This window comes from Pseudomonas sp. LBUM1674 (genome assembly GCF_059695635.1).
The window spans coordinates 93,091-112,500 of record NZ_CP166779.1 but is presented as its reverse complement, the minus strand read 5'-3'; the positions used below and the strand labels follow the sequence as shown (position 1 = coordinate 112,500).

At 58.8% G+C, this 19,410-nt stretch carries 22 protein-coding genes; 15 read left to right on the top strand and 7 right to left on the bottom strand.

Annotated features, from left to right (window positions below; translation table 11 throughout):
* Positions 1-136: 136 nt before the first annotated feature.
* Together ACA067_RS00540 and ACA067_RS00535 are read right to left on the bottom strand one after the other, a co-directional pair.
* Positions 137-1,357 (bottom strand): CaiB/BaiF CoA transferase family protein, encoded by a 1,221-nt coding sequence (locus tag ACA067_RS00540; RefSeq protein ID WP_497460171.1) that lies wholly within the window; start codon positions 1,355-1,357, stop codon positions 137-139.
* Positions 1,358-1,370: 13 nt separating this feature from the next.
* Complete coding sequence (locus ACA067_RS00535) at positions 1,371-2,552, bottom strand: acyl-CoA dehydrogenase (protein WP_497460170.1); 1,182 nt, start codon at positions 2,550-2,552, stop codon at positions 1,371-1,373.
* Between the two features lie 157 nt (positions 2,553-2,709).
* On the opposite strand from ACA067_RS00535, the gene ACA067_RS00530 reads away from it, so the two are divergent.
* The 10 genes from ACA067_RS00530 to ACA067_RS00485 all read left to right on the top strand — a co-directional run bounded on the left by ACA067_RS00530 (position 2,710) and on the right by ACA067_RS00485 (position 12,503).
* Entirely contained in the window at positions 2,710-3,609 is a 900-nt protein-coding gene (locus ACA067_RS00530) for a LysR family transcriptional regulator (protein WP_497460169.1), read from the top strand.
* Between the two features lie 435 nt (positions 3,610-4,044).
* Positions 4,045-5,166 carry a Re/Si-specific NAD(P)(+) transhydrogenase subunit alpha gene (locus tag ACA067_RS00525; RefSeq protein WP_497460168.1) on the top strand — a complete coding sequence of 374 codons (1,122 nt, stop codon included), beginning with the start codon at positions 4,045-4,047 and terminating at the stop codon, positions 5,164-5,166.
* A gap of 15 nt (positions 5,167-5,181) precedes the next feature.
* The gene (locus ACA067_RS00520; RefSeq protein WP_017335806.1) at positions 5,182-5,505 is read left to right on the top strand and encodes an NAD(P) transhydrogenase subunit alpha part 2; all 324 of its coding nucleotides are present in this window, start codon (positions 5,182-5,184) and stop codon (positions 5,503-5,505) included.
* The gene (locus ACA067_RS00515; RefSeq protein WP_497460167.1) at positions 5,505-6,941 is read left to right on the top strand and encodes an NAD(P)(+) transhydrogenase (Re/Si-specific) subunit beta; all 1,437 of its coding nucleotides are present in this window, start codon (positions 5,505-5,507) and stop codon (positions 6,939-6,941) included. The genes ACA067_RS00520 and ACA067_RS00515 overlap by 1 nt, the downstream gene beginning before the upstream one ends.
* 188 nt (positions 6,942-7,129) lie before the next feature.
* Complete coding sequence (gene scpC, locus ACA067_RS00510) at positions 7,130-8,623, top strand: succinyl-CoA:acetate CoA-transferase ScpC (protein WP_497460166.1); 1,494 nt, start codon at positions 7,130-7,132, stop codon at positions 8,621-8,623.
* Positions 8,624-8,943: 320 nt separating this feature from the next.
* Positions 8,944-9,159 carry a DUF1127 domain-containing protein gene (locus ACA067_RS00505; protein WP_128874705.1) on the top strand — a complete coding sequence of 72 codons (216 nt, stop codon included), beginning with the start codon at positions 8,944-8,946 and terminating at the stop codon, positions 9,157-9,159.
* Positions 9,160-9,456: 297 nt separating this feature from the next.
* Complete coding sequence (locus ACA067_RS00500; RefSeq protein WP_064675289.1) at positions 9,457-9,774, top strand: DUF2388 domain-containing protein; 318 nt, start codon at positions 9,457-9,459, stop codon at positions 9,772-9,774.
* 107 nt (positions 9,775-9,881) lie between these two features.
* Positions 9,882-10,199: a DUF2388 domain-containing protein gene (locus ACA067_RS00495; protein ID WP_497460165.1), complete on the top strand. Its 318-nt coding sequence runs from the start codon at positions 9,882-9,884 to the stop codon at positions 10,197-10,199.
* Positions 10,200-10,224: 25 nt separating this feature from the next.
* Complete coding sequence (locus ACA067_RS00490) at positions 10,225-10,545, top strand: DUF2388 domain-containing protein (RefSeq protein ID WP_064675287.1); 321 nt, start codon at positions 10,225-10,227, stop codon at positions 10,543-10,545.
* A complete protein-coding gene (locus tag ACA067_RS00485; protein ID WP_497460164.1) occupies positions 10,545-12,503 on the top strand; it encodes a DUF7844 domain-containing protein in 1,959 nt (652 codons plus the stop codon). Before ACA067_RS00490 ends, ACA067_RS00485 begins: the two co-directional genes overlap by 1 nt.
* A gap of 202 nt (positions 12,504-12,705) precedes the next feature.
* Here ACA067_RS00485 and trpA read toward each other — a convergent pair whose 3' ends face one another.
* Entirely contained in the window at positions 12,706-13,518 is an 813-nt protein-coding gene (trpA, locus tag ACA067_RS00480) for a tryptophan synthase subunit alpha (RefSeq protein WP_497460163.1), read from the bottom strand.
* Positions 13,518-14,738: a tryptophan synthase subunit beta gene (gene trpB, locus ACA067_RS00475; RefSeq protein ID WP_497460162.1), complete on the bottom strand. Its 1,221-nt coding sequence runs from the start codon at positions 14,736-14,738 to the stop codon at positions 13,518-13,520. Before trpB ends, trpA begins: the two co-directional genes overlap by 1 nt.
* Positions 14,739-14,850: 112 nt before the next feature.
* Between trpB and ACA067_RS00470 the strand changes: the two genes are divergently transcribed.
* Positions 14,851-15,768 carry a LysR family transcriptional regulator gene (locus ACA067_RS00470; RefSeq protein WP_497460161.1) on the top strand — a complete coding sequence of 306 codons (918 nt, stop codon included), beginning with the start codon at positions 14,851-14,853 and terminating at the stop codon, positions 15,766-15,768.
* Here the strand turns inward: ACA067_RS00470 and ACA067_RS00465 are convergent.
* Positions 15,741-16,067: an ElaB/YgaM/YqjD family protein gene (locus ACA067_RS00465; RefSeq protein ID WP_064675282.1), complete on the bottom strand. Its 327-nt coding sequence runs from the start codon at positions 16,065-16,067 to the stop codon at positions 15,741-15,743. The genes ACA067_RS00470 and ACA067_RS00465 overlap by 28 nt on opposite strands.
* A gap of 153 nt (positions 16,068-16,220) precedes the next feature.
* Here ACA067_RS00465 and ACA067_RS00460 point away from each other — a divergent pair, with 153 nt between their 5' ends.
* Together ACA067_RS00460 and ACA067_RS00455 are read left to right on the top strand one after the other, a co-directional pair.
* Positions 16,221-16,436, top strand: coding sequence for a dodecin (locus tag ACA067_RS00460; protein ID WP_497460160.1), 216 nt, complete (start codon positions 16,221-16,223; stop codon positions 16,434-16,436).
* A 123-nt stretch (positions 16,437-16,559) separates the two neighbouring features.
* Positions 16,560-16,781, top strand: a complete 222-nt coding sequence (locus tag ACA067_RS00455; RefSeq protein WP_497460159.1) for a DUF1161 domain-containing protein — start codon at positions 16,560-16,562, stop codon at positions 16,779-16,781.
* A 68-nt stretch (positions 16,782-16,849) separates the two neighbouring features.
* Here ACA067_RS00455 and ACA067_RS00450 read toward each other — a convergent pair whose 3' ends face one another.
* Entirely contained in the window at positions 16,850-17,851 is a 1,002-nt protein-coding gene (locus tag ACA067_RS00450) for an LLM class flavin-dependent oxidoreductase (RefSeq protein ID WP_154978426.1), read from the bottom strand.
* 241 nt (positions 17,852-18,092) lie between these two features.
* Between ACA067_RS00450 and ACA067_RS00445 the strand changes: the two genes are divergently transcribed.
* Complete coding sequence (locus ACA067_RS00445; RefSeq protein ID WP_497460158.1) at positions 18,093-18,524, top strand: OsmC family protein; 432 nt, start codon at positions 18,093-18,095, stop codon at positions 18,522-18,524.
* Between the two features lie 187 nt (positions 18,525-18,711).
* A complete protein-coding gene (locus ACA067_RS00440) occupies positions 18,712-18,945 on the top strand; it encodes a DUF1161 domain-containing protein (RefSeq protein WP_497460157.1) in 234 nt (77 codons plus the stop codon).
* Between the two features lie 6 nt (positions 18,946-18,951).
* Here the strand turns inward: ACA067_RS00440 and ACA067_RS00435 are convergent, their stop codons facing one another.
* Complete coding sequence (locus ACA067_RS00435; protein ID WP_497460156.1) at positions 18,952-19,377, bottom strand: PA0061/PA0062 family lipoprotein; 426 nt, start codon at positions 19,375-19,377, stop codon at positions 18,952-18,954.
* Positions 19,378-19,410: the final 33 nt, after the last annotated feature.

The following is a 19,410-nucleotide window of genomic DNA, read 5'->3' as shown; positions in this document are numbered from 1 at the left end:
GCGAATTATAGACTTCCAGAATCTGCCGTCAACCTTTAATTTCAGCTTTCCTATCAATAACTTACCGAAGGCCGGGAAACAGCCATCCGGCCCACCTGGAGAAAGGAAAACCGGCCCCTCTATATAGGAGGAGCCCTCAAAGCACTCCGGCCTCTTTAAAGGCAGCTACCGCGCCTGCATCCAGGCCCAACACCCGCTGCAGAACCTCCAGCGTGTGCTCGCCCAATAAAGGAGGCGCATTGCGATACTCCACAGGCGTCTCGGACAGACGAATCGGACTCGCCACCTGCGGCACCATTCCGGCCAGCGCATGAGGCAACTCAATCGCCAAGCCACGCGCCTTGACCTGAGGATCGGCAAACATCTGCGCCAGATCATTGATCGGCCCGCAGGGCACGCCTGCCTGTTCCAGCTGCAGTACCCACTCAGCAGTCGTCTTGAACACCGTTGCCTGGCGGATAAGCGGAATCAACAGCGCACGATTGGCCACCCGCAACTTGTTGGTCGCAAAGCGTGGATCATCCGCCCACTGCGGCTGACCCGCCACTTCGGCAAACTTGCGGAACTGTCCGTCATTACCCACGGTGAGGATGAAGTCGCCATCCGCCGTAGGAAAGTCCTGATAAGGCACGATGTTCGGATGAGCATTACCCAGGCGCTTCGGAGCATTGCCTGTCGTCAGGTAATTCATCGCCTGGTTAGCCAGACAAGCCACCTGAACATCCAGCAGCGCCATATCGATATGCTGACCGCCGCCGTCATGATCGCGATGAGCCAGTGCCGCCAGGATCGCCACTGTCGAGTAGAGTCCGGTCAAGATGTCAGTCAGCGCCACGCCGACTTTCACCGGCCCCGCCCCTTCCTCGCCTTCAGGTCGCCCGGTCAGACTCATCAGTCCGCCCAACCCCTGGATCATGAAGTCATAACCCGCGCGCTTGGCGTAAGGCCCCGTCTGACCAAACCCGGTAATCGAGCAATAGATCAGGTTCGGATTGATTGCCTTGAGCGATTCATAGTCCAGCCCATAAGCCGCCAGACCTCCCACCTTGAAGTTCTCGATCAGGATGTCCGACCTGGCCGCCAGCTCACGCACCAACTCCTGTCCCTCCGGGCGCGTGAAGTCGATGGTGACCGACTGCTTGTTGCGATTCGCCGACAGGTAATAGGCGGCTTCGCTGGTGTTCTCGCCATAGGCGTCTTTCAGAAAGGGAGGGCCCCAGGCGCGCGTATCATCGCCATTGCCCGGTCGCTCGACCTTGATCACTTCGGCACCAAGGTCAGCAAGGATCTGCCCGGCCCACGGCCCGGCCAGCACCCGCGATAAATCCAGTACCCGTAGATGCGATAGCGCGCCCATGGACGTTCTCCTGTTAATAGAACGCCTGGAGGCCGGTCTGCGCACGACCGAGGATCAGCGCGTGGACGTCGTGCGTACCTTCATAGGTATTCACCACTTCCAGGTTGACCAGGTGACGAGCGACTCCGAATTCATCGGAAATGCCATTGCCGCCCAACATGTCGCGCGCCATGCGCGCAATATCCAACGACTTGCCGCAGGAGTTGCGCTTCATCATCGAGGTGATCTCGACCGCAGCCGTGCCTTCATCCTTCATGCGACCCAGACGCAAGCAACCTTGCAGCGCCAGGGTGATTTCCGTCTGCATGTCGGCCAGTTTCTTCTGGATCAGCTGAGTGGCGGCCAATGGACGACCGAACTGCTGGCGATCCAGCGTGTACTGGCGAGCGGTGTGCCAGCAGAACTCGGCGGCGCCGAGTGCGCCCCAGGAAATACCGTAACGCGCCGAGTTGAGGCAGGTAAAAGGACCTTTCAAACCACGGACATCCGGAAAGATGTTCTCTTCAGGGACAAACACGTTATCCATGACGATCTCGCCGGTGATGGATGCACGCAGGCCGACCTTGCCGTGAATCGCCGGGGCGCTCAAACCTTTCCAGCCCTTCTCCAGCACGAAGCCACGAATATCGCCTGCGTCGTCCTTGCCCCAGACCACGAATACATCGGCGATCGGGCTGTTGGTAATCCACATCTTGCTGCCTGTCAGGCTGTAGCCACCTTCCACTTTGCGCGCACGAGTAATCATCGAGCCCGGATCGGAACCATGGTCAGGCTCGGTCAGACCGAAGCAGCCGATCCATTCGCCCGTGGCCAGTTTCGGCAAGTACTTCTGCTTTTGGGCTTCAGTACCGAACTCATTGATCGGCACCATCACCAAGGAGGACTGCACGCTCATCATCGAGCGATAACCGGAGTCGACACGCTCGACTTCACGGGCGATCAGGCCGTAGCTGACATAGCTCAGGCCGCTGCCACCGTACTGCTCAGGGATGGTCGCCCCCAAAAGGCCCACTTCGCCCATCTCGCGAAAGATCGCCGGGTCGGTCTTTTCATGGCGGAAAGCTTCGAGAACGCGCGGCGCGAGTTTCTGCTGAGCGAATTGCTCGGCGGTATCGCGGATCATGCGCTCTTCTTCGGTGAGCTGTTGATCCAGCAGCAGGGGATCGATCCAGTTGAAGCTAGCTTTACCGCCCATGAGTGTGTCCTCTCGAATCGGGTCAAATAACGTGGATTGATCCTAGGCCGGGTTCGGCGTCACGGCAAACGAGGATTTTGCATACTGTTGTGCTAATTTCTCACTCCGAAAGGTCGCGAAACAGCTTTTATACGATGTATTAGTGAGGTTGCCGTACATGCGAAGGAAGATACCCAGCACGACTGCCCTGATCAGCTTCGAGGCAGCAGCGCGCCACGAAAGCTTTACCAAGGCCGCCCAGGAGCTTTCGCTGACTCAAGGCGCGATTTGCCGGCAGATCGCCAGCCTGGAAGAGTTCCTGAGCGTCGAACTGTTCCGCCGCTCGCGCCGTGGGGTCAAGCTGACGGAAGCCGGACTGTCCTATAGCCGTCGGGTAGCCACCCAGCTCGATGCGGTTGAACGGGACACCTTGTCAGTGATGGGTCAGCAGGGCACCAATGTGATCGAACTGGCCGTAGTACCGACCTTCGGTACTCAATGGCTGCTGCCAAGGCTCAAGGACTTCCAGCATCAACACCCGGAAGTGACGGTCAATCTCACCAATCGAACGCGACCCTTCCTGTTTGCCGACACCGACTTCGATGCTGCGATCTATTTTGGCGACGCTGACTGGTCGGGTACCGAATCCCACCGGCTGATGGGCGAAAATCCGATGCCCGTATGCAGCCCTGATCTGCTGGGGAAAAAGACTCATCTGATGCCCAGTGCAATCGCCGACCTGCCCCTGCTGCAACAGACCACTCGTCCCTATGCCTGGCGCCAGTGGTTCAACTCCCAAAACCTTAATATCCCGCGAGACATGACAGGACCGCGATACGAGCTATTCTCCATGCTTGCTCAAGCGGCCATGCACGATATGGGGATTGCGCTGATCCCGCCGTTCCTGATTCAGCGCGAGCTGGCGGAGAAACGCCTGGTGATTGCCAACCCTCAGGCACTGTCGAGCATCAAGGCTTATTACCTCATGATTCCCGAGCGAAAGGTCGAATCAGCCTCATTAAGGGCTTTTCGAGACTGGCTGGTTAATCAGGCACACAGCTACAGCCTAGAAGGATAAAGGACCAGCTCGATTAGTTGACCTCGTAGTCAGCAAAATGAAAACCCTACAGATATAAGTATTTGTCGCATATTCGCAGACTTTATAGCGAAGGGGTACAAACGTCCCATAACCGCCTGAAAACCTGGCCTTGAGCCTCCATTTCGCGGCAATAACGCCCCATTCACCTTACCGATGTGAAAATAACTTATTTTTCAGCTAGATCCTTGTAAGGCACGGCCTGCAAGGGATTGACCCGGCTGGTTGCGACATTCGGTCACGGGGTGACTTGTAGTTAATTTTCCGTCACCCGTCATAACCGCTTGAAGGGCACTAAGTTCGCCTGCAAAATGCCGCGCCCCGCCCCGATTTGGTGGGATCGTGCTGATCGGCCGCCCCAGCCGCACCATCCGAAGTGCCTGGGTTTACTCAATAAGATCACGCAGGAGATTTGACGTGCACATTGGTGTTCCTCTCGAAACCCAGACGGGTGAAACACGGGTTGCTGCAACCCCGGAAACCATCAAGAAGCTGATCGGCCAGGGTCATAAGGTCACTGTGCAAAGCGGCGCCGGCATTAACGCCAGCGTTGTCGACAGTGCCTATGAAGCGGCAGGCGCAATTATTGGCAGCGCCAACGATGCGTTTGGTGCCGAGCTGATTCTCAAGGTGGTCGCTCCCAGCGACAGCGAACTGACGCTGATAAAGAGCGGCACCGTTGTGGTCGGCATGCTCAACCCGTTCAGCAATGAAACCATTGCCAAGCTGGCTGAGTGCGGCATTACCGCTTTCGCACTGGAGGCCGCGCCGCGCACCTCCCGGGCTCAGAGCCTTGATGTGCTGTCCTCCCAAGCCAACATCGCCGGCTATAAAGCCGTGTTGCTGGCCGCTCACCACTATCCACGCTTCATGCCGATGCTGATGACCGCTGCGGGTACCGTGAAAGCGGCGCGCGTGCTGATTCTCGGGGCAGGTGTAGCCGGTTTGCAGGCGATCGCTACGGCGAAACGTCTGGGTGCAGTGATCGAAGCGTCTGACGTGCGTCCTGCGGTAAAAGAGCAGATCGAATCCCTCGGCGCCAAGTTCGTCGACGTGCCTTACGAGACCGATGAAGAGCGCGAATGCGCCGTCGGTGTCGGCGGTTACGCGCGCCCCATGCCCACCAGCTGGATGCAGCGTCAGGCGCTGGCCGTGCACGAACGCGCCAAGCTGGCAGACATCGTCATCACCACCGCGCTGATCCCGGGCCGCAAGGCACCGACACTGTTGAGCGCGGAAACCGTGGCGCAAATGAAGCCAGGTTCGGTAGTCATCGACCTCGCGGCAGCCCAGGGTGGTAACTGCCCGCTGACCGTGGCTGACCAGGTCGTCGTCGAGAATGGCGTGATCATTTGCGGCCCGACCAACCTGGCTGGCGCAGTCGCGGCAGACGCTTCGGCACTGTACGCGCGCAACCTGCTGGACTTCCTGAAGCTGGTCTTCAACAAAGAAGGCCAGTTCGAGATCAACCTCGAAGACGACATCGTCGCCGCGTGCCTGATGTGCCGCGACGGCCAAGTCATCCGCAAAAACGCCTAAGCAGGGATTCAGACGATGGAAGAGCTTATCTCCCCCGGTATCTACAACCTGATCATCTTCGTGCTGGCGATTTATGTCGGTTATCACGTGGTCTGGAACGTTACGCCTGCACTGCACACGCCACTGATGGCGGTGACCAACGCCATTTCGGCGATCGTGATTGTCGGCGCCATGCTGGCGGCGGCGCTGACCGTGACGCCACTGGGCAAGACCATGGGCACCCTGGCGGTGGCTCTGGCGGCGGTGAACGTGTTTGGTGGCTTCCTGGTCACCCGCAGGATGCTTGAGATGTTCAAGAAAAAAGCCCCGAAAGCGGTAAAAGAAGAGGCGTCCAAGTAATGAGCATGAACCTCGTCACGACGCTCTACTTGATCGCGTCGATCTGCTTCATCCAGGCCCTGAAAGGCTTGTCGCACCCGACTACCTCCCGACGCGGCAACGTGTACGGCATGCTCGGCATGGCGCTGGCGATCCTCACTACCGTCGGTCTCATCTATAAGCTGGGTGCGGAGCTGGCTACCGCGGGCATCGGTTATGTCATCGTCGGTCTGTTGGTCGGTGGCACCGCCGGTTCGATCATGGCCAAACGCGTCGAGATGACCAAGATGCCGGAACTGGTCGCCTTCATGCACAGCATGATCGGTATGGCTGCCGTGTTCATTGCCATCGCTGCTGTTGTTGAACCGCAATCGCTGGGCATCGTTAAACAGCTGGGTGATTCGATTCCGGCGGGTAACCGTCTGGAGCTGTTCCTCGGCGCGGCCATCGGTGCCATCACCTTCTCCGGTTCGGTGATCGCCTTCGGCAAGCTCTCGGGCAAGTACAAGTTCCGCCTGTTCCAGGGCGCGCCGGTGCAATTCAGCGGCCAGCACAAGCTCAACCTGGTGCTGGGCCTGGCGACGCTGGCACTCGGGATCACCTTTATGCTGACCGGCAGTCTCGGCGCTTTCGCCCTGATGCTGGCCCTGGCCTTCGTGCTGGGCGTGCTGATCATCATTCCGATCGGCGGCGCGGATATGCCGGTGGTGGTGTCGATGCTCAACAGCTATTCGGGCTGGGCTGCGGCGGGGATTGGTTTCTCGCTGAACAACTCGATGCTGATCATTGCCGGCTCCCTCGTGGGTTCGTCCGGTGCGATCCTGTCGTACATCATGTGCAAGGCGATGAACCGCTCGTTCTTCAACGTACTGCTCGGCGGCTTCGGCAACACCGCAGATGCGGCTGGCCCGGCCGGTTCGAAAGAAGCCCGCCCGGTGAAATCCGGCTCGGCTGACGACGCGACCTTCCTGCTGACCAACGCCGATACCGTGATCATCGTTCCGGGCTACGGCCTGGCCGTAGCACGGGCGCAGCACGCGCTGAAAGAGCTGACCGAGAAGCTGACCCATCGCGGCGTGACCGTGAAGTACGCGATCCACCCGGTTGCCGGCCGTATGCCTGGCCACATGAACGTATTGCTGGCCGAGGCCGAAGTGCCTTATGACCAGGTGTTCGAGATGGAAGACATCAACTCCGAGTTCGGCCAGGCCGACGTGGTGCTGGTGTTGGGTGCCAACGACGTGGTCAACCCGGCCGCGAAGAACGATCCGAAGTCGCCGATTGCCGGCATGCCGATTCTCGAGGCGTTCAAGGCCAAGACCATCATCGTCAACAAGCGCTCGATGGCCAGCGGCTATGCCGGCCTGGACAACGAACTGTTCTACCTCGACAAAACCATGATGGTGTTCGGCGACGCCAAGAAAGTCATCGAAGACATGGTTAAAGCCGTCGAGTAAACCCTGCTCCAACGCAATACCCAAAACCTCAGCCTTTAGCAGGCTGGGGTTTTTTATTGCCCTTGAAGACCTGCGAACCCGACCAAAGGCTCTAAATCAGGGCTCGGCATTCGACCATGGTAGCGGGACGGATTTTTTTCAAATCACTAGACTGCACACCTTGCTTTCGTTGCCCGAGATAACCATCCATGTACCGTGATCGTATTCGCTTGCCTTCGTTGTTGGATAAAGTGATGAGCGCCGCTGACGCTGCCGCTCTGATTGAGGACGGCATGACCGTCGGCATGAGTGGTTTCACTCGCGCCGGCGAAGCCAAGGCCGTGCCCCACGCATTGGCCGAACGCGCCAAGCTGGCCCCGCTGAAAATCACCCTGATGACCGGCGCGAGCCTGGGCAACGACCTCGACAAACAGCTCACCGAAGCCGGCGTATTATCACGACGCATGCCATTCCAGGTCGATAGCACGCTGCGCAAGGCGATTAACGCCGGCGAAGTGATGTTCATCGACCAGCACCTTTCGGAAACCGTGGAGCAGCTGCGCAACCAGCAGCTCAAGCTGCCGGACATCGCGGTGATCGAGGCCGTGGCGATCACCGAGCAGGGCCATATCGTACCGACCACTTCGGTCGGCAACTCGGCCAGCTTTGCGATTTTTGCCAAACAGGTCATCGTTGAGATCAACCTGGCGCACAACCCGAACCTGGAAGGTCTGCACGACATCTATATTCCGACTTATCGCCCGACTCGCACGCCGATCCCGCTGGTGAAAGTTGACGACCGGATTGGCAGCACTGCCATCCCGATCCCGGCGGAAAAAATCGTCGCAATCGTCATCACCAACCAGTCCGACTCGCCTTCCACCGTGTTGCCGCCGGATGTTGATACCCAGGCCATTGCCGATCACCTGATCGACTTCTTCAAGCAGGAAGTGGCGGCCGGACGCATGACCAACAAGCTTGGCCCGCTGCAAGCCGGGATCGGCACCATCGCCAATTCGGTGATGTGCGGTTTGATCGATTCACCCTTCGAAGACCTCACCATGTACTCCGAAGTGCTGCAGGACTCGACCTTCGACCTGATCGATGCCGGCAAGCTGAGCTTTGCGTCGGGCAGTTCGATCACGTTGTCGGCGCGTCGCAATACCGACGTTTTCGGCAACCTGGAGCGCTACAAGGACAAGCTGGTCCTGCGCCCGCAGGAAATCTCCAACCACCCTGAGGTGGTGCGCAGGCTCGGCATCATCGGCATCAACACCGCGCTGGAATTCGACTTGTACGGCAACGTCAACTCCACCCATGTCTGCGGCACGCGGATGATGAACGGGATCGGCGGCTCGGGTGACTTCGCGCGCAACGCGCACCTGGCAATCTTTGTCACCAAGTCGATCGCCAAGGGCGGCGCGATCTCCAGCGTGGTGCCCATGGTCAGCCACGTCGACCACACCGAGCATGACGTCGACATCCTCGTCACCGAGGTCGGACTGGCCGACCTGCGTGGTCTGGCTCCGCGGGAGCGGGCTCGCGTCATCATCGACAATTGCGTGCACCCCGACTATCGCCAGGCGCTGGATGACTACTTCACCGCCGCGTGCGCAATCGGCGGCCATACCCCGCATATCCTGCGCGACGCACTGAGCTGGCACATGAACCTCGAAGAAACCGGGCGCATGCTTGCCGTGTGAGGGGATACAGATAGCGGCTGACGCAAACACAGTTTCGTCAGCCTGCTATTGCCAAGCAGAAATATGATTAAAACTGTACTGCTGTACCGGTCTTTTCCTACAAGATTTCCCCACCTTTCCGAACAAAAGCTTCAAATACGCACCATGTCAGTGCGGATAGGTACAGTTGCCTCAATTTTGACCAGTACACCGCCTATTAACAGTTAACTGGTCCCTCACAATACAGGTGAACTGTATCTACAGGGACTGGCCAAACAAGAGGATCATTGGCATCAGTTAAACCACTACCTAATCCCGCCACAAGCGGAAGGATGCTAACCATGGAACGTACACTCAGTTCCGAACTGTTCTTCGAAGACACCACTGCAAAAACCCAGGCTTCCATGCCTCTGCGCGTTCTCGCCAACCTGATGTTGTGGCAGCGCCGCATCTCCAGCCGCCATCAACTGGCTCGTCTGGATTCGCGTCTGCTGGCTGACGCCGGGATCAGCGAAGCCCAACGCTACGAAGAGCTGAGCAAGCCGTTCTGGCGCTAAGTAGCGTCGCTGGCTCTGACCTGTAGGGTCCACCGCCAGCAACCCGAATTGAACAAACAAGACCCGTCGTGGGAAACCGCGACGGGTTTTGTCGTTTCAGGGCCCTGAAAACCCATACCAGTACAGTTTAGCTGTTATTAATTTTTACCAGTACACTTCTGGTTTCTTCTATATGGGCTGTTCGAATCCCTACTCACCAGCCTAATATTCAACCAGAACGTGGCGATCGCTATCCCACAGGCGTCTGATCTCCAGACACTGCGCCATCCCCAATCGGTTCACCAAAGGAGTTACATCATGTCCCGTCTTCGTTTGCTCAGCGCTGCAGCCCTGCTTGCCGTGGCAGCCAATGCCCACGCCACCAGCTTCATCGTGACCACCGATGCCGTCGTCGGCGCACTCAAGGCCACGTCCGATGCGACCTCCGATGTCACTTCTTCCTTCCGCGATGACAAAATCGTGCGTGCTGCCCGTGACGACGCCGCCAGCTTCGTCGCCAGTGAAGGCGCCATCCGTGGCGTGAAACTGGAAAGCGCCCTCGACCACATTCGCCAACAGGCTCCTCAACTGAGCGCCACGGATGCGCAACTGGCCCAGGCCATCCTGACGATCTAAGTGTCGCCGTTCACCCGGGACACGCGCGTCGTGTCCCAATGTTTCAACGCTGGCTCTAGACCGGGCGTTGCGCTAGCCTTGGGACTCGTTTACAGCTATCGAGTCTCATGCGTTTTCTTTCAAATCTGTTGATCACTCCGTTTTTCGCGACAGCTTGCTGGGTGGGCTCGGCCCATGCCTACGACGCCTTCAACCTGTCGACACAAGGCATCGTCGCCACCGGCTACGCCACAACCATGGTGTCCGCCGCCCCCTTCGATCGTAAGTTGCTACTCGCCGCACAGGATGACGCTGCGGCGTTCGTTGCCAGTGACGGCGAACTGCGGGGCGCGCAACTGGAGGCTGCCCTGGTCTATCTGCGCGGCGCCCAACCAAAACTTCATGCAAGCGACCTTGAACTGGCGCAGGCAATTCTCGTCCAATAGTTATCCTTATCTGCGGAGTCGTTCCATGCGTAGCCCCCTGATTGCTGCTGCCCTTGGCCTGTTGTTGTTGGCCGACGTGACCCAGGCGCACACCCTGGTCGCCACCAGTAACATCATTATCGATGCCTCCCGGCGCACCATTGATTTCACATCCGACACCACCACGTCCATTCGCGATTCGAAAATCATCCGCGAAGCCCACGACGATGCCGCCAGCTTCGTTGCCAGCGAAGGTGAAATTCGCGGTGCACACCTGGAAGCTGCCTTCGACACATTGCGCACCCGCGTGCCAGAAGCCCGGGACGCCAGTGATCAGGTGCTCGCCGAAGCCATCCTCGCACTGTGATGTCGCCTGTCGCCTGGCTGTTGGCCGGGGTCCTGTTGCTGCTGGGCAACACGGCCCAGGCTGGCCTGCAATTACAGCTCAAGCCCCAGGGGCTGAGCCCCGCACAGCAGCAGGCCAGTCAGGCGCTGCTCGATGAGGCCATGCAGGCATTGCCGCCGCGCTTCATCGAGCAACTCGACCGCAGAATCGACGTCGGCTGGACCAATGAGATGCCAGGCGATGCCTACGGTCAGGCGTCGCTAGTGTCCGAACTCGACTTGAATCGCAACCTGCTCGCCAGCCTCACCGACGGCAGCGCTGCGACAAAGAAAACTTATCGCCCCCATGGCACTGTGCGCAGGGAAATGCTCGCCACGGTGCTGCACGAACTCACCCACATCTATGACCGCTCACGCCTGTGGCCGGACGCGGAGCGCACGCTGATTCAGCGCTGCACCCGGCGTAACAGCAGCTCGGGGCTGATCGGCATGCCCGATCAATGTCGCGGTCAGGCCGATCGACGCTTTACCCTCAGCGACGACCCGCGTCTGCTCGACCTCGCCGGCTGGCCGCAGTACGTCGGCCGCCGTGGCGAGCGCGAACAGTACAATCGACAAATTGCCCGCAGCCCGGACATCTATGAGACGAGCAGCCCCAAGGAGTTCGTCGCGGTCAACATGGAATATTTCCTGCTCGACCCGAGCTACGCTTGTCGCCGTCCTGCGCTGTACCGCTACTACCAGGAACATTTCGGCTGGGCGCCCGCCGCCAAAGACACCTGCGGCAAATCCTTTGCGTTTCTCAACGCCGGCAACGACTTCGCCAAACAACCTCTGGGCCAGGTCGACCCGGAACGGGTGTACGCCGTCGACTATCTGCTGGCCGAAGCCAATCAGAATTGGGTCAGCCGCTGGGGCCACAGCATGTTGCGCCTGGTGATCTGCGCACCCGGCCGGCCACGCGGACCGGATTGCCGGCTGGATCTGGATCAGCATCTGGTGCTGTCCTACCGCGCCTTCGTCGGTGATGTGCAGCTGTCGAGCTGGGACGGCCTGGTGGGTAAATACCCGTCGCGCCTGTTTGTCCTGCCGCTGGCTCAGGTGATCGACGAGTACACCAAGACCGAACTGCGCAGCCTGGCCTCGGTGCCGCTAAACCTGTCGCGCAACGAAATCGAAAACGTGGTTGAACATGCCGCCGAGATGCACTGGAGCTACGACGGAAACTATTTCTTCCTGTCCAATAACTGCGCGGTAGAAGGACTGAAACTGTTGCGCAGCGGCACTAACAATTCGCAGCTGGTCGGGCTGGACAGCATCATGCCCAACGGTTTGCTGGAAGTACTCAAGGGTCGCGGACTGGCGGATACCACCGTGCTGGACGATCCCCGCGAAGCGCTGCGCCTGGGCTATCGCTTCGACTCCTTCCGCGATCGTTATCAAGCGATGTTCGAAGTGCTGAAGAAGCACCTGCCGATCAAGCAGGAAAAGGTCGAAGACTGGCTGGCATTGAAGGCTGAAGAACGTCGGCAATGGATCAACCAGGCCGATCTGCGCACCAGTGCTGCATTGCTGTTATTGGAACAGGCCGCCTTCCGCCAGCAATTGGTGTTGGCCCAGGACGAAGTAAAACAGCGCTACCTGGGCGCCCGAGAACTGAAAAACGGCGGCATGGATAAGGCTAACGCGACCTTGCAGCAGATTCTCGCCAACAGTGGCTTCCTCAGTCGTCCGGCGGAGCTACTCGGCACTGGCGGGTATGGCTTGCCGCAGCCGAATGAATGGCAGCGTCTGGAATCGGAAAGCAGCTTGCGGCAGAAACAACTTCAGGCATTGACGGGGGATCTGGACAAGGAAGTGAGGGCGCTGCTCGAACCGAGCCGGGCGACCGAGATGGCCGCTAATGAAGCCAACCTGAAGCAGGTTGGCGAGCATTTACGCAAATTACACAAGGCAGCGGGTGGGTTGGAGTTGCCTTGAGATAGGGGTTATCCATGCGAGAGGAAGCGCCCCTGTGGAGTGTTCCTCTGTGCAGGGCTCTTCTGTGGCGAGGGAGCTTGCTCCCGTTCGGCGGCGAAGCCGTCGTCCGCGGCCCCCGGTCGATATCAGGGCCGCTTCGCGCCCCAGCGGGAGCAAGCTCCCTCGCCACAATCATCTGTTCCGAAAACCTGCAACATTATCTCTAGCTGACGCGGGCTTGACGCACGCCGTCCGCCAGCGCCGCGCAAAGACTCAACACGCCATCAATCGCCTGATCCGGTGTCGACGCGTTCGCGATGTGATCGATCAACGCCGAACCCACCACCACACCGTCCGCCAGACGCGCGATGGACGCGGCTTGCTCCGGTGTACGGATGCCGAAGCCGATGCTGATCGGCAGATCAGTATGGCGACGCAGACGGGCAACCGCTTCTTCAACGTGTTCCAGCGTTGCCGCGCCCGCACCGGTCACACCGGCAACAGACACGTAGTAAACGAAACCGGAACTGCCGTTCAAAACGGTTGGCAAGCGCACGTCATCGGTGGTCGGCGTAGTCAGACGAATGAAGTCGATACCCGCAGCCTGAGCCGGATCGCACAACTCGCCGTTATGCTCAGGTGGCAGATCGACCACGATCAGGCCGTCAACACCGGCCTCTTTGGCGTCGGCAATGAAACGTGGCACGCCATACATGTGAATCGGGTTGAAATAGCCCATCAACACCAGCGGCGTGTCGGTATTGCCTGCACGGAACTCGCGAACCATTTGCAGGGTTTTCGTCAGGTTCTGCCTGGCCCCCAGCGCACGGATGTTCGCCAGCTGGATCGCCGGGCCATCTGCCATCGGATCGGTGAAAGGCATGCCCAACTCGATCACGTCGGCGCCAGCACCGGGCAAGCCTTTGAGGATCGCCAGGGAAGTGTCGTAGCTCGGGTCGCCAGCGGTCACGAAAGTCACCAGGGCGGCACGGTTCTGTTCCTTGAGTTCGGCAAAACGCGTTTGCAGGCGGCTCATCAGTGTTTCTCCTGCTTTGATTGTTCCATGTGGTGCATCACGGTTTGCATGTCTTTGTCGCCACGACCGGACAGGTTGACCACCATCAGGTGATCTTTGGGCAGGGTCGGTGCGCGTTTGAACACTTCGGCCAGGGCATGGGCGCTTTCCAGTGCAGGAATAATCCCTTCCAGGCGGCAGCATTTGTGGAACGCGTCGAGGGCTTCGTCGTCGGTCACCGAGGTGTACTGGACGCGGCCGATATCATGCAACCAGGCGTGTTCCGGGCCGATGCCTGGATAGTCGAGGCCGGCGGAAATCGAGTGGGCGTCGATGATCTGACCATCGTCGTCCTGCAGCAGGAACGTCCGGTTACCGTGGAGTACACCCGGCACGCCGCCGTTCAGGCTGGCGGCGTGCTTGCCGGTTTCGATGCCGTGACCGGCGGCTTCAACACCGATGATTTCGACGCTGTCGTCGTCGAGGAACGGATGGAACAGGCCCATGGCATTGGACCCACCGCCGATGCAGGCCACCAGGCTGTCCGGCAGGCGACCTTCCTGGGCTTGCAGCTGGTCACGGGTTTCCTTGCCGATGACGGCCTGGAAGTCGCGAACCATGGCCGGGTAAGGATGCGGACCGGCCACGGTGCCGATCAAGTAGAAAGTGCTGTCGACGTTGGTGACCCAGTCACGCAGCGCTTCGTTCATCGCATCCTTCAAGGTGCCAGTCCCGGCCACCACCGGGATCACTTCGGCGCCCAGCAGCTTCATGCGGAACACGTTGGCCTGCTGGCGTTCGATGTCGGTGGTGCCCATGTAGATCACGCAATCGAGGCCGAAACGCGCGGCGACGGTGGCCGTCGCCACGCCGTGCATGCCAGCGCCGGTTTCGGCGATGATGCGTTTTTTGCCCATGCGCCGCGCCAGCAGGATCTGGCCGATGCAGTTGTTGATCTTGTGCGCGCCGGTGTGGTTCAGCTCTTCGCGCTTCAGGTAAATCTTCGCGCCGCCACAGAACTCTGTAAGACGCTCAGCGAAGTAGAGCGGACTGGGACGTCCGACGTAATCGCGCTGGAAGTAGGCCAATTCCTCTTTGAATGCCGGATCTTCCTTGGCCGCTTCGTATTCGCGGGCCAGATCGAGGATCAACGGCATCAGGGTTTCGGCGACGTAGCGGCCGCCGAACGCGCCAAACAGGCCGTTGGCGTCGGGGCCGTTACGCAGATTAGTCTGGGTCATGGGTCGCTCCAGTTGAATGCGTGAGATGACAATGGGCTTAACTCTACCCCTCACGCCTGAAGCTGAAAACCGATAAGATTGCCATAACCTGTCAGGAAAACTCACAGATCCCATGAGCCATGACCTTCCCCCGCTGAACGCATTGCGTGCCTTTGAAGCCACCGCCCGCCTGAACAGCGTCAGTCAGGCCGCCGAACAACTGCACGTCACCCATGGCGCAGTCAGCCGTCAACTCAAGCTGCTCGAAGAACACCTTGGGGTGAGTCTTTTCATCAAGGATGGACGCGGCCTTAAACTCACAGATGCCGGGGTTCGATTGCGAGACGCCAGCGCTGAAGCGTTCGAGCGTTTGCGTACGGTGTGCGCAGAGCTGACCCAAAGCACCGCCGACGCGCCGTTTGTACTCGGCTGCTCAGGCAGCTTGCTGGCCCGCTGGTTCATTCCGCGCTTGGGAAGGCTGAATTCAGACCTGCCGGACTTGCGCCTGCATCTATCGGCCGGTGAAGGCGATCTCGATCCTCGCCGGCCGGGGCTGGATGCCCTGCTGGTGTTTGCCGAGCCACCTTGGCCGGCGGACATGCAGGTCTATGAATTGGCGAGCGAGCGGATTGGCCCGGTCATGAGCCCGCGATTTGCCGGCTATGAACGATTGCAGGAAGCACCGGCCACAGCGCTGCTGGAGGAGCCATTGCTGCACACCACCTCTCGCCCACAAGCTTGGCCCAGTTGGGCGCAACAAAGTGGAATCGACGCCAAAGCGTTGAAATTAGGTCAGGGGTTCGAGCATTTGTATTACTTGCTGGAAGCGGCAGTGGCGGGGCTGGGCGTGGCGATTGCCCCTGAACCGCTGGTGGCCGAGGACTTGAAGGCCGGCCGCCTGGTCGCGCCCTGGGGCTTCAGCGAAACCCCGGCGCAACTGGCGTTGTGGCTACCCAAGCGCGCCGCGGACGGGCGCGCCCGGCAGTTGGCGCAGTGGCTCAAGAACGAACTGCGCCAAACAGATCATTCGCCGCGCTTGAACAGCAGATAAGCAGCGAGCAAACCCAGCGCACCAACAGCGACACCCGCTGTAGTCCAAGGGTGTTCCTGGGCGTAGTCCCGTGTGGCAATCCCGGTTTCGCGGGTTTTGACTTTGACTTCTTCGTACGCATCGCTGAGCAGATGGCGAGAATGCTTCAGCGCGTTTTCGGCGTTTGTTTTCAACACTTTAAGGGTTTTACGCGACTCGTCCGAGGCGTCGTCCTTAAGGCTTTCCAGAGACTTGAGCAAACTCTCGATCTCGGCTTCCATGCTTTGCAATGAGGCTTTACGTAAAGAAGTGGTGGCCATGGTGGCTCTCCTGCATTGGTTGAGTTGCGTGTGTTGGTTGGGACTTCAGGGGTTCGAGAAAGTGCAGTAAATCTGAACTTCAACGTCGGATTAGCCGACAGAAGTAATAAGAAAATCACTGCTAGGCTGTATTCAAACCCTGAGGAGAACGCCATGACAGATCATCACACCTACAAAAAAGTCGAGCTGGTCGGCTCATCCGCCAGCAGCATTGAAGACGCCATCAACAACGCCTTGGCCGAAGCCAATAAAAGTCTCAAGTACATGGAATGGTTCGAGGTGACCGAAACCCGCGGGCACATCCAGGACGGCAAGGCCGCCCATTTCCAGGTGACGCTCAAGGTCGGGTTCCGGATTGCGAGCAGCTGAGTTTGAGCTAGCCTTCGGAACAAGCTTGCTGGCCGAGTGCCATAGGGATTGGCTATGCGCTACACAAGAACATCCGGCTGATAGCCGGATGCCCCCTATTGATCCGACCAGAGAATGCGATCTATGAAGAAGTTTATTTTAGCGGTGGGTTTGCTGAGCCTTGCGAGTACGGCCTTTGCCGAGGTCAAGTCGTGCGAAGAGCTGAAAGCTGAGATTGCCGCAAAACTTGATGCCAAGGGTGTTGCTGGTTATTCGCTGGAAATCGTCGATAAAGACGATGCTGCCGGGGGAAAAGTCGTCGGCACGTGCGAAAAGGGCTCCAAGGTAATTGTCTACAAGAGATAGGCTGATGCCCACGAAATATAAAAAAGCCGACGCATTGACGTCGGCTTTTTGTGGGCGCGGCTCAAGCGTCAGCCCTTCATGACCTGCGCCAACAGTTCATAGGAATGCACCCGATCGGCATGTTCGTACAGGTCACAAGTGAATATCAGCTCGTCCGCCTGGGTCTGCTCGATCAGCACTTCCAGTTTGGCGCGGATCTTCTGCGGGCTGCCGACCATAGCCAGGCCGAGGAAATCTCCGACCGCTTCCTTCTCATGAGGCAGCCACAGGCCGTCCATGGTTTTCACTGGCGGCCGTTGCACCAGGCTCTGGCCACGCATCAACGCGAGAATCCGCTGGTAGACCGAAGTCGCCAGATAGTCGGCCTGCTCGTCGGTGTCGGCGGCTACCAAGGGTACGCCAAGCATCACGTAGGGCTTGTCCAATACTGCGGAAGGCTTGAAGTGGTTGCGGTAGACGCGAATCGCCTCATGCATGAAACGCGGTGCGAAATGGGAAGCGAAGGCGTAGGGCAAACCGCGCTCACCGGCCAGTTGGGCACTGAACAGGCTCGAACCCAGCAACCAGACCGGGACATTGGTGCCGGTGCCCGGCATAGCGATAATTCGCTGGTCCGGGGTGCGTGGGCCGAGGTAGCGCATCAGTTCGGTCACGTCTTCCGGGAATTCGTCAGCGCTACCGGAGCGTTCACGGCGCAACGCGCGAGCAGTCATTTGATCGGAACCGGGAGCACGGCCCAAGCCCAGATCGATTCGGCCCGGGTACAGACTTTCAAGCGTGCCGAACTGCTCCGCGATGACCAGCGGGGCGTGGTTGGGCAACATCACACCGCCCGAGCCGACACGAATGGTCGATGTGCCGCCGGCCAGATAACCCAGCAGCACCGAGGTCGCCGAGCTGGCAATGCCATCCATATTGTGGTGCTCGGCGACCCAGAAGCGGTTGTAGCCGAACTTCTCGACGTGCTGCGCCAGGTCCAGGGAATTGCGCAGCGATTGGGCCGCACTGCCGTTCTCTCGCACGGGCACCAGATCGAGGGTCGAGAATTTGATGTCGGACAGTCGTTTCATAAGCCTGCTTCTCCAATTGAGGGCGCAGGTTTTTTCTTACAAACGAAAACCTGCCGAATCCATAAGCGTGCTTCATGCAATGAGGGCATATACCCGAGTTTCAATAGCGCAGACAAAATTCCTGCAAAATGAGGCATCAATTAGAAATCGGTGAACTTTGCACCACCGTCTATCCTCAGAACCCTAGCAACCGAAAACCACGAAGGCGCGACGATTCGCGCCGGATCTTGAGGAGGCAGACATGGCTATCACGAAGAAAGCATCGGCTCATTGGGAAGGTGATCTGAAAACCGGCATCGGCTCGATTTCCACGGAAACCGGTGTACTCAAAGAAGCACCCTATGGCTTCAAGGCGCGTTTCGAAGGCGGCAAGGGCACCAATCCGGAAGAGCTGATCGGTGCAGCACATGCGGGCTGCTTTTCCATGGCGTTTTCAATGATACTCGGCGATGCCGGTCTCAAGGCTGACAGCATCGATACCAATGCCGAGGTCACTCTGGACCAGGTGGAGGGCGGTTTTGCGATCACGGCAGTGAAATTGATCCTTAAGGCTAAAATTCCCGGGGCGAGTCAGGCGCAGTTCGAGGAATTGAGCAACAAGGCCAAAGAAGGCTGCCCGGTGTCCAAGGTGCTGAATGCGAAGATCAGCCTGGATGCGACGCTGGTCAGCTAGATCTCTGTTGCACGATAAAGATCGCAGCCTTCGGCAGCTCCTACAGGGATCGAGTGACCCCGTAGGCGCTGCTGAAGACTGCGATCTTTTTTGGGCTACAACAAAATTGACTGATAAAACTGTGGTCGAATAAATGACAGCAGCAAAAACGCATCTACGTGCGCGCTGCCTCAAAGGAGCTTCAACCATGAAACGTTTTGCCTTGGCGATCATCTGTAGCGCGCTGGCCACATCGGCCCTGGCGGCACCGAAATCGTGTGAAGAACTCAAGGCCGAGATCGAGGCCAAAATCCAGGCCAATAACGTCTCCTCCTACACCCTGGAAATTGTCACCAACGATGAAGTGCACGATCAGAACATGGTCGTTGGTACGTGTGAAGGCGGCACCAGGAAAATCATCTACCAGAAGAATGACCGCTGATTCACCTCACAGGAGGCAATAGGACTCTCGGTCTTCAGCGACGATTTCACGCTTGGCGTTGTACAGGCGAGCACCGGGAGTGAAGGCGATTGAACGGCCTTCCAGCACATAACGCTGGCCGGCTTCGAAATGATCATAGTGGATGGTCAGGTAACACAACCGTTCCGTGGGACCGCTCATCATACTCAAGCCCCCGCCCCCTCCGGGCACTTCGAAGTCGAATCGAACGATCAGCTCATGGCTACCGGGGGTGACCTGGAAAAAACGCCCGTCGCGCAATCGCTGCTTGTCCAATCGTTCGGCCATCAACAATTTGTCGTTGGGGAACGGTATAGAAAACTCGACCCAGGCCATCTGCGGATTAACCGCCGGCAAGGGGCTCTGGCAGCCGGCAACGACACTTGCAGCCAGTAATAGCATGGACCTGCGCATGATGAATTCCCAAGGATGGGGTCCTTCAGGATA

What these genes read in the sequence shown, in the direction of transcription:
- ACA067_RS00540 (WP_497460171.1), bottom strand. Translation starts at nt 1,357, where the DNA reads ATGGGCGCGCTATCGCATCTACGGGTACTGGATTTATCGCGGGTGCTG.
- ACA067_RS00535 (WP_497460170.1), bottom strand. Translation starts at nt 2,552, where the DNA reads ATGGGCGGTAAAGCTAGCTTCAACTGGATCGATCCCCTGCTGCTGGAT.
- ACA067_RS00530 (WP_497460169.1), top strand. Translation starts at nt 2,710, where the DNA reads ATGCGAAGGAAGATACCCAGCACGACTGCCCTGATCAGCTTCGAGGCA.
- ACA067_RS00520 (WP_017335806.1), top strand. Translation starts at nt 5,182, where the DNA reads ATGGAAGAGCTTATCTCCCCCGGTATCTACAACCTGATCATCTTCGTG.
- ACA067_RS00515 (WP_497460167.1), top strand. Translation starts at nt 5,505, where the DNA reads ATGAGCATGAACCTCGTCACGACGCTCTACTTGATCGCGTCGATCTGC.
- scpC (WP_497460166.1), top strand. Translation starts at nt 7,130, where the DNA reads ATGTACCGTGATCGTATTCGCTTGCCTTCGTTGTTGGATAAAGTGATG.
- ACA067_RS00505 (WP_128874705.1), top strand. Translation starts at nt 8,944, where the DNA reads ATGGAACGTACACTCAGTTCCGAACTGTTCTTCGAAGACACCACTGCA.
- ACA067_RS00500 (WP_064675289.1), top strand. Translation starts at nt 9,457, where the DNA reads ATGTCCCGTCTTCGTTTGCTCAGCGCTGCAGCCCTGCTTGCCGTGGCA.
- ACA067_RS00495 (WP_497460165.1), top strand. Translation starts at nt 9,882, where the DNA reads ATGCGTTTTCTTTCAAATCTGTTGATCACTCCGTTTTTCGCGACAGCT.
- ACA067_RS00490 (WP_064675287.1), top strand. Translation starts at nt 10,225, where the DNA reads ATGCGTAGCCCCCTGATTGCTGCTGCCCTTGGCCTGTTGTTGTTGGCC.
- ACA067_RS00485 (WP_497460164.1), top strand. Translation starts at nt 10,545, where the DNA reads ATGTCGCCTGTCGCCTGGCTGTTGGCCGGGGTCCTGTTGCTGCTGGGC.
- trpA (WP_497460163.1), bottom strand. Translation starts at nt 13,518, where the DNA reads ATGAGCCGCCTGCAAACGCGTTTTGCCGAACTCAAGGAACAGAACCGT.
- trpB (WP_497460162.1), bottom strand. Translation starts at nt 14,738, where the DNA reads ATGACCCAGACTAATCTGCGTAACGGCCCCGACGCCAACGGCCTGTTT.
- ACA067_RS00470 (WP_497460161.1), top strand. Translation starts at nt 14,851, where the DNA reads ATGAGCCATGACCTTCCCCCGCTGAACGCATTGCGTGCCTTTGAAGCC.
- ACA067_RS00465 (WP_064675282.1), bottom strand. Translation starts at nt 16,067, where the DNA reads ATGGCCACCACTTCTTTACGTAAAGCCTCATTGCAAAGCATGGAAGCC.
- ACA067_RS00460 (WP_497460160.1), top strand. Translation starts at nt 16,221, where the DNA reads ATGACAGATCATCACACCTACAAAAAAGTCGAGCTGGTCGGCTCATCC.
- ACA067_RS00455 (WP_497460159.1), top strand. Translation starts at nt 16,560, where the DNA reads ATGAAGAAGTTTATTTTAGCGGTGGGTTTGCTGAGCCTTGCGAGTACG.
- ACA067_RS00450 (WP_154978426.1), bottom strand. Translation starts at nt 17,851, where the DNA reads ATGAAACGACTGTCCGACATCAAATTCTCGACCCTCGATCTGGTGCCC.
- ACA067_RS00445 (WP_497460158.1), top strand. Translation starts at nt 18,093, where the DNA reads ATGGCTATCACGAAGAAAGCATCGGCTCATTGGGAAGGTGATCTGAAA.
- ACA067_RS00440 (WP_497460157.1), top strand. Translation starts at nt 18,712, where the DNA reads ATGAAACGTTTTGCCTTGGCGATCATCTGTAGCGCGCTGGCCACATCG.
- ACA067_RS00435 (WP_497460156.1), bottom strand. Translation starts at nt 19,377, where the DNA reads ATGCGCAGGTCCATGCTATTACTGGCTGCAAGTGTCGTTGCCGGCTGC.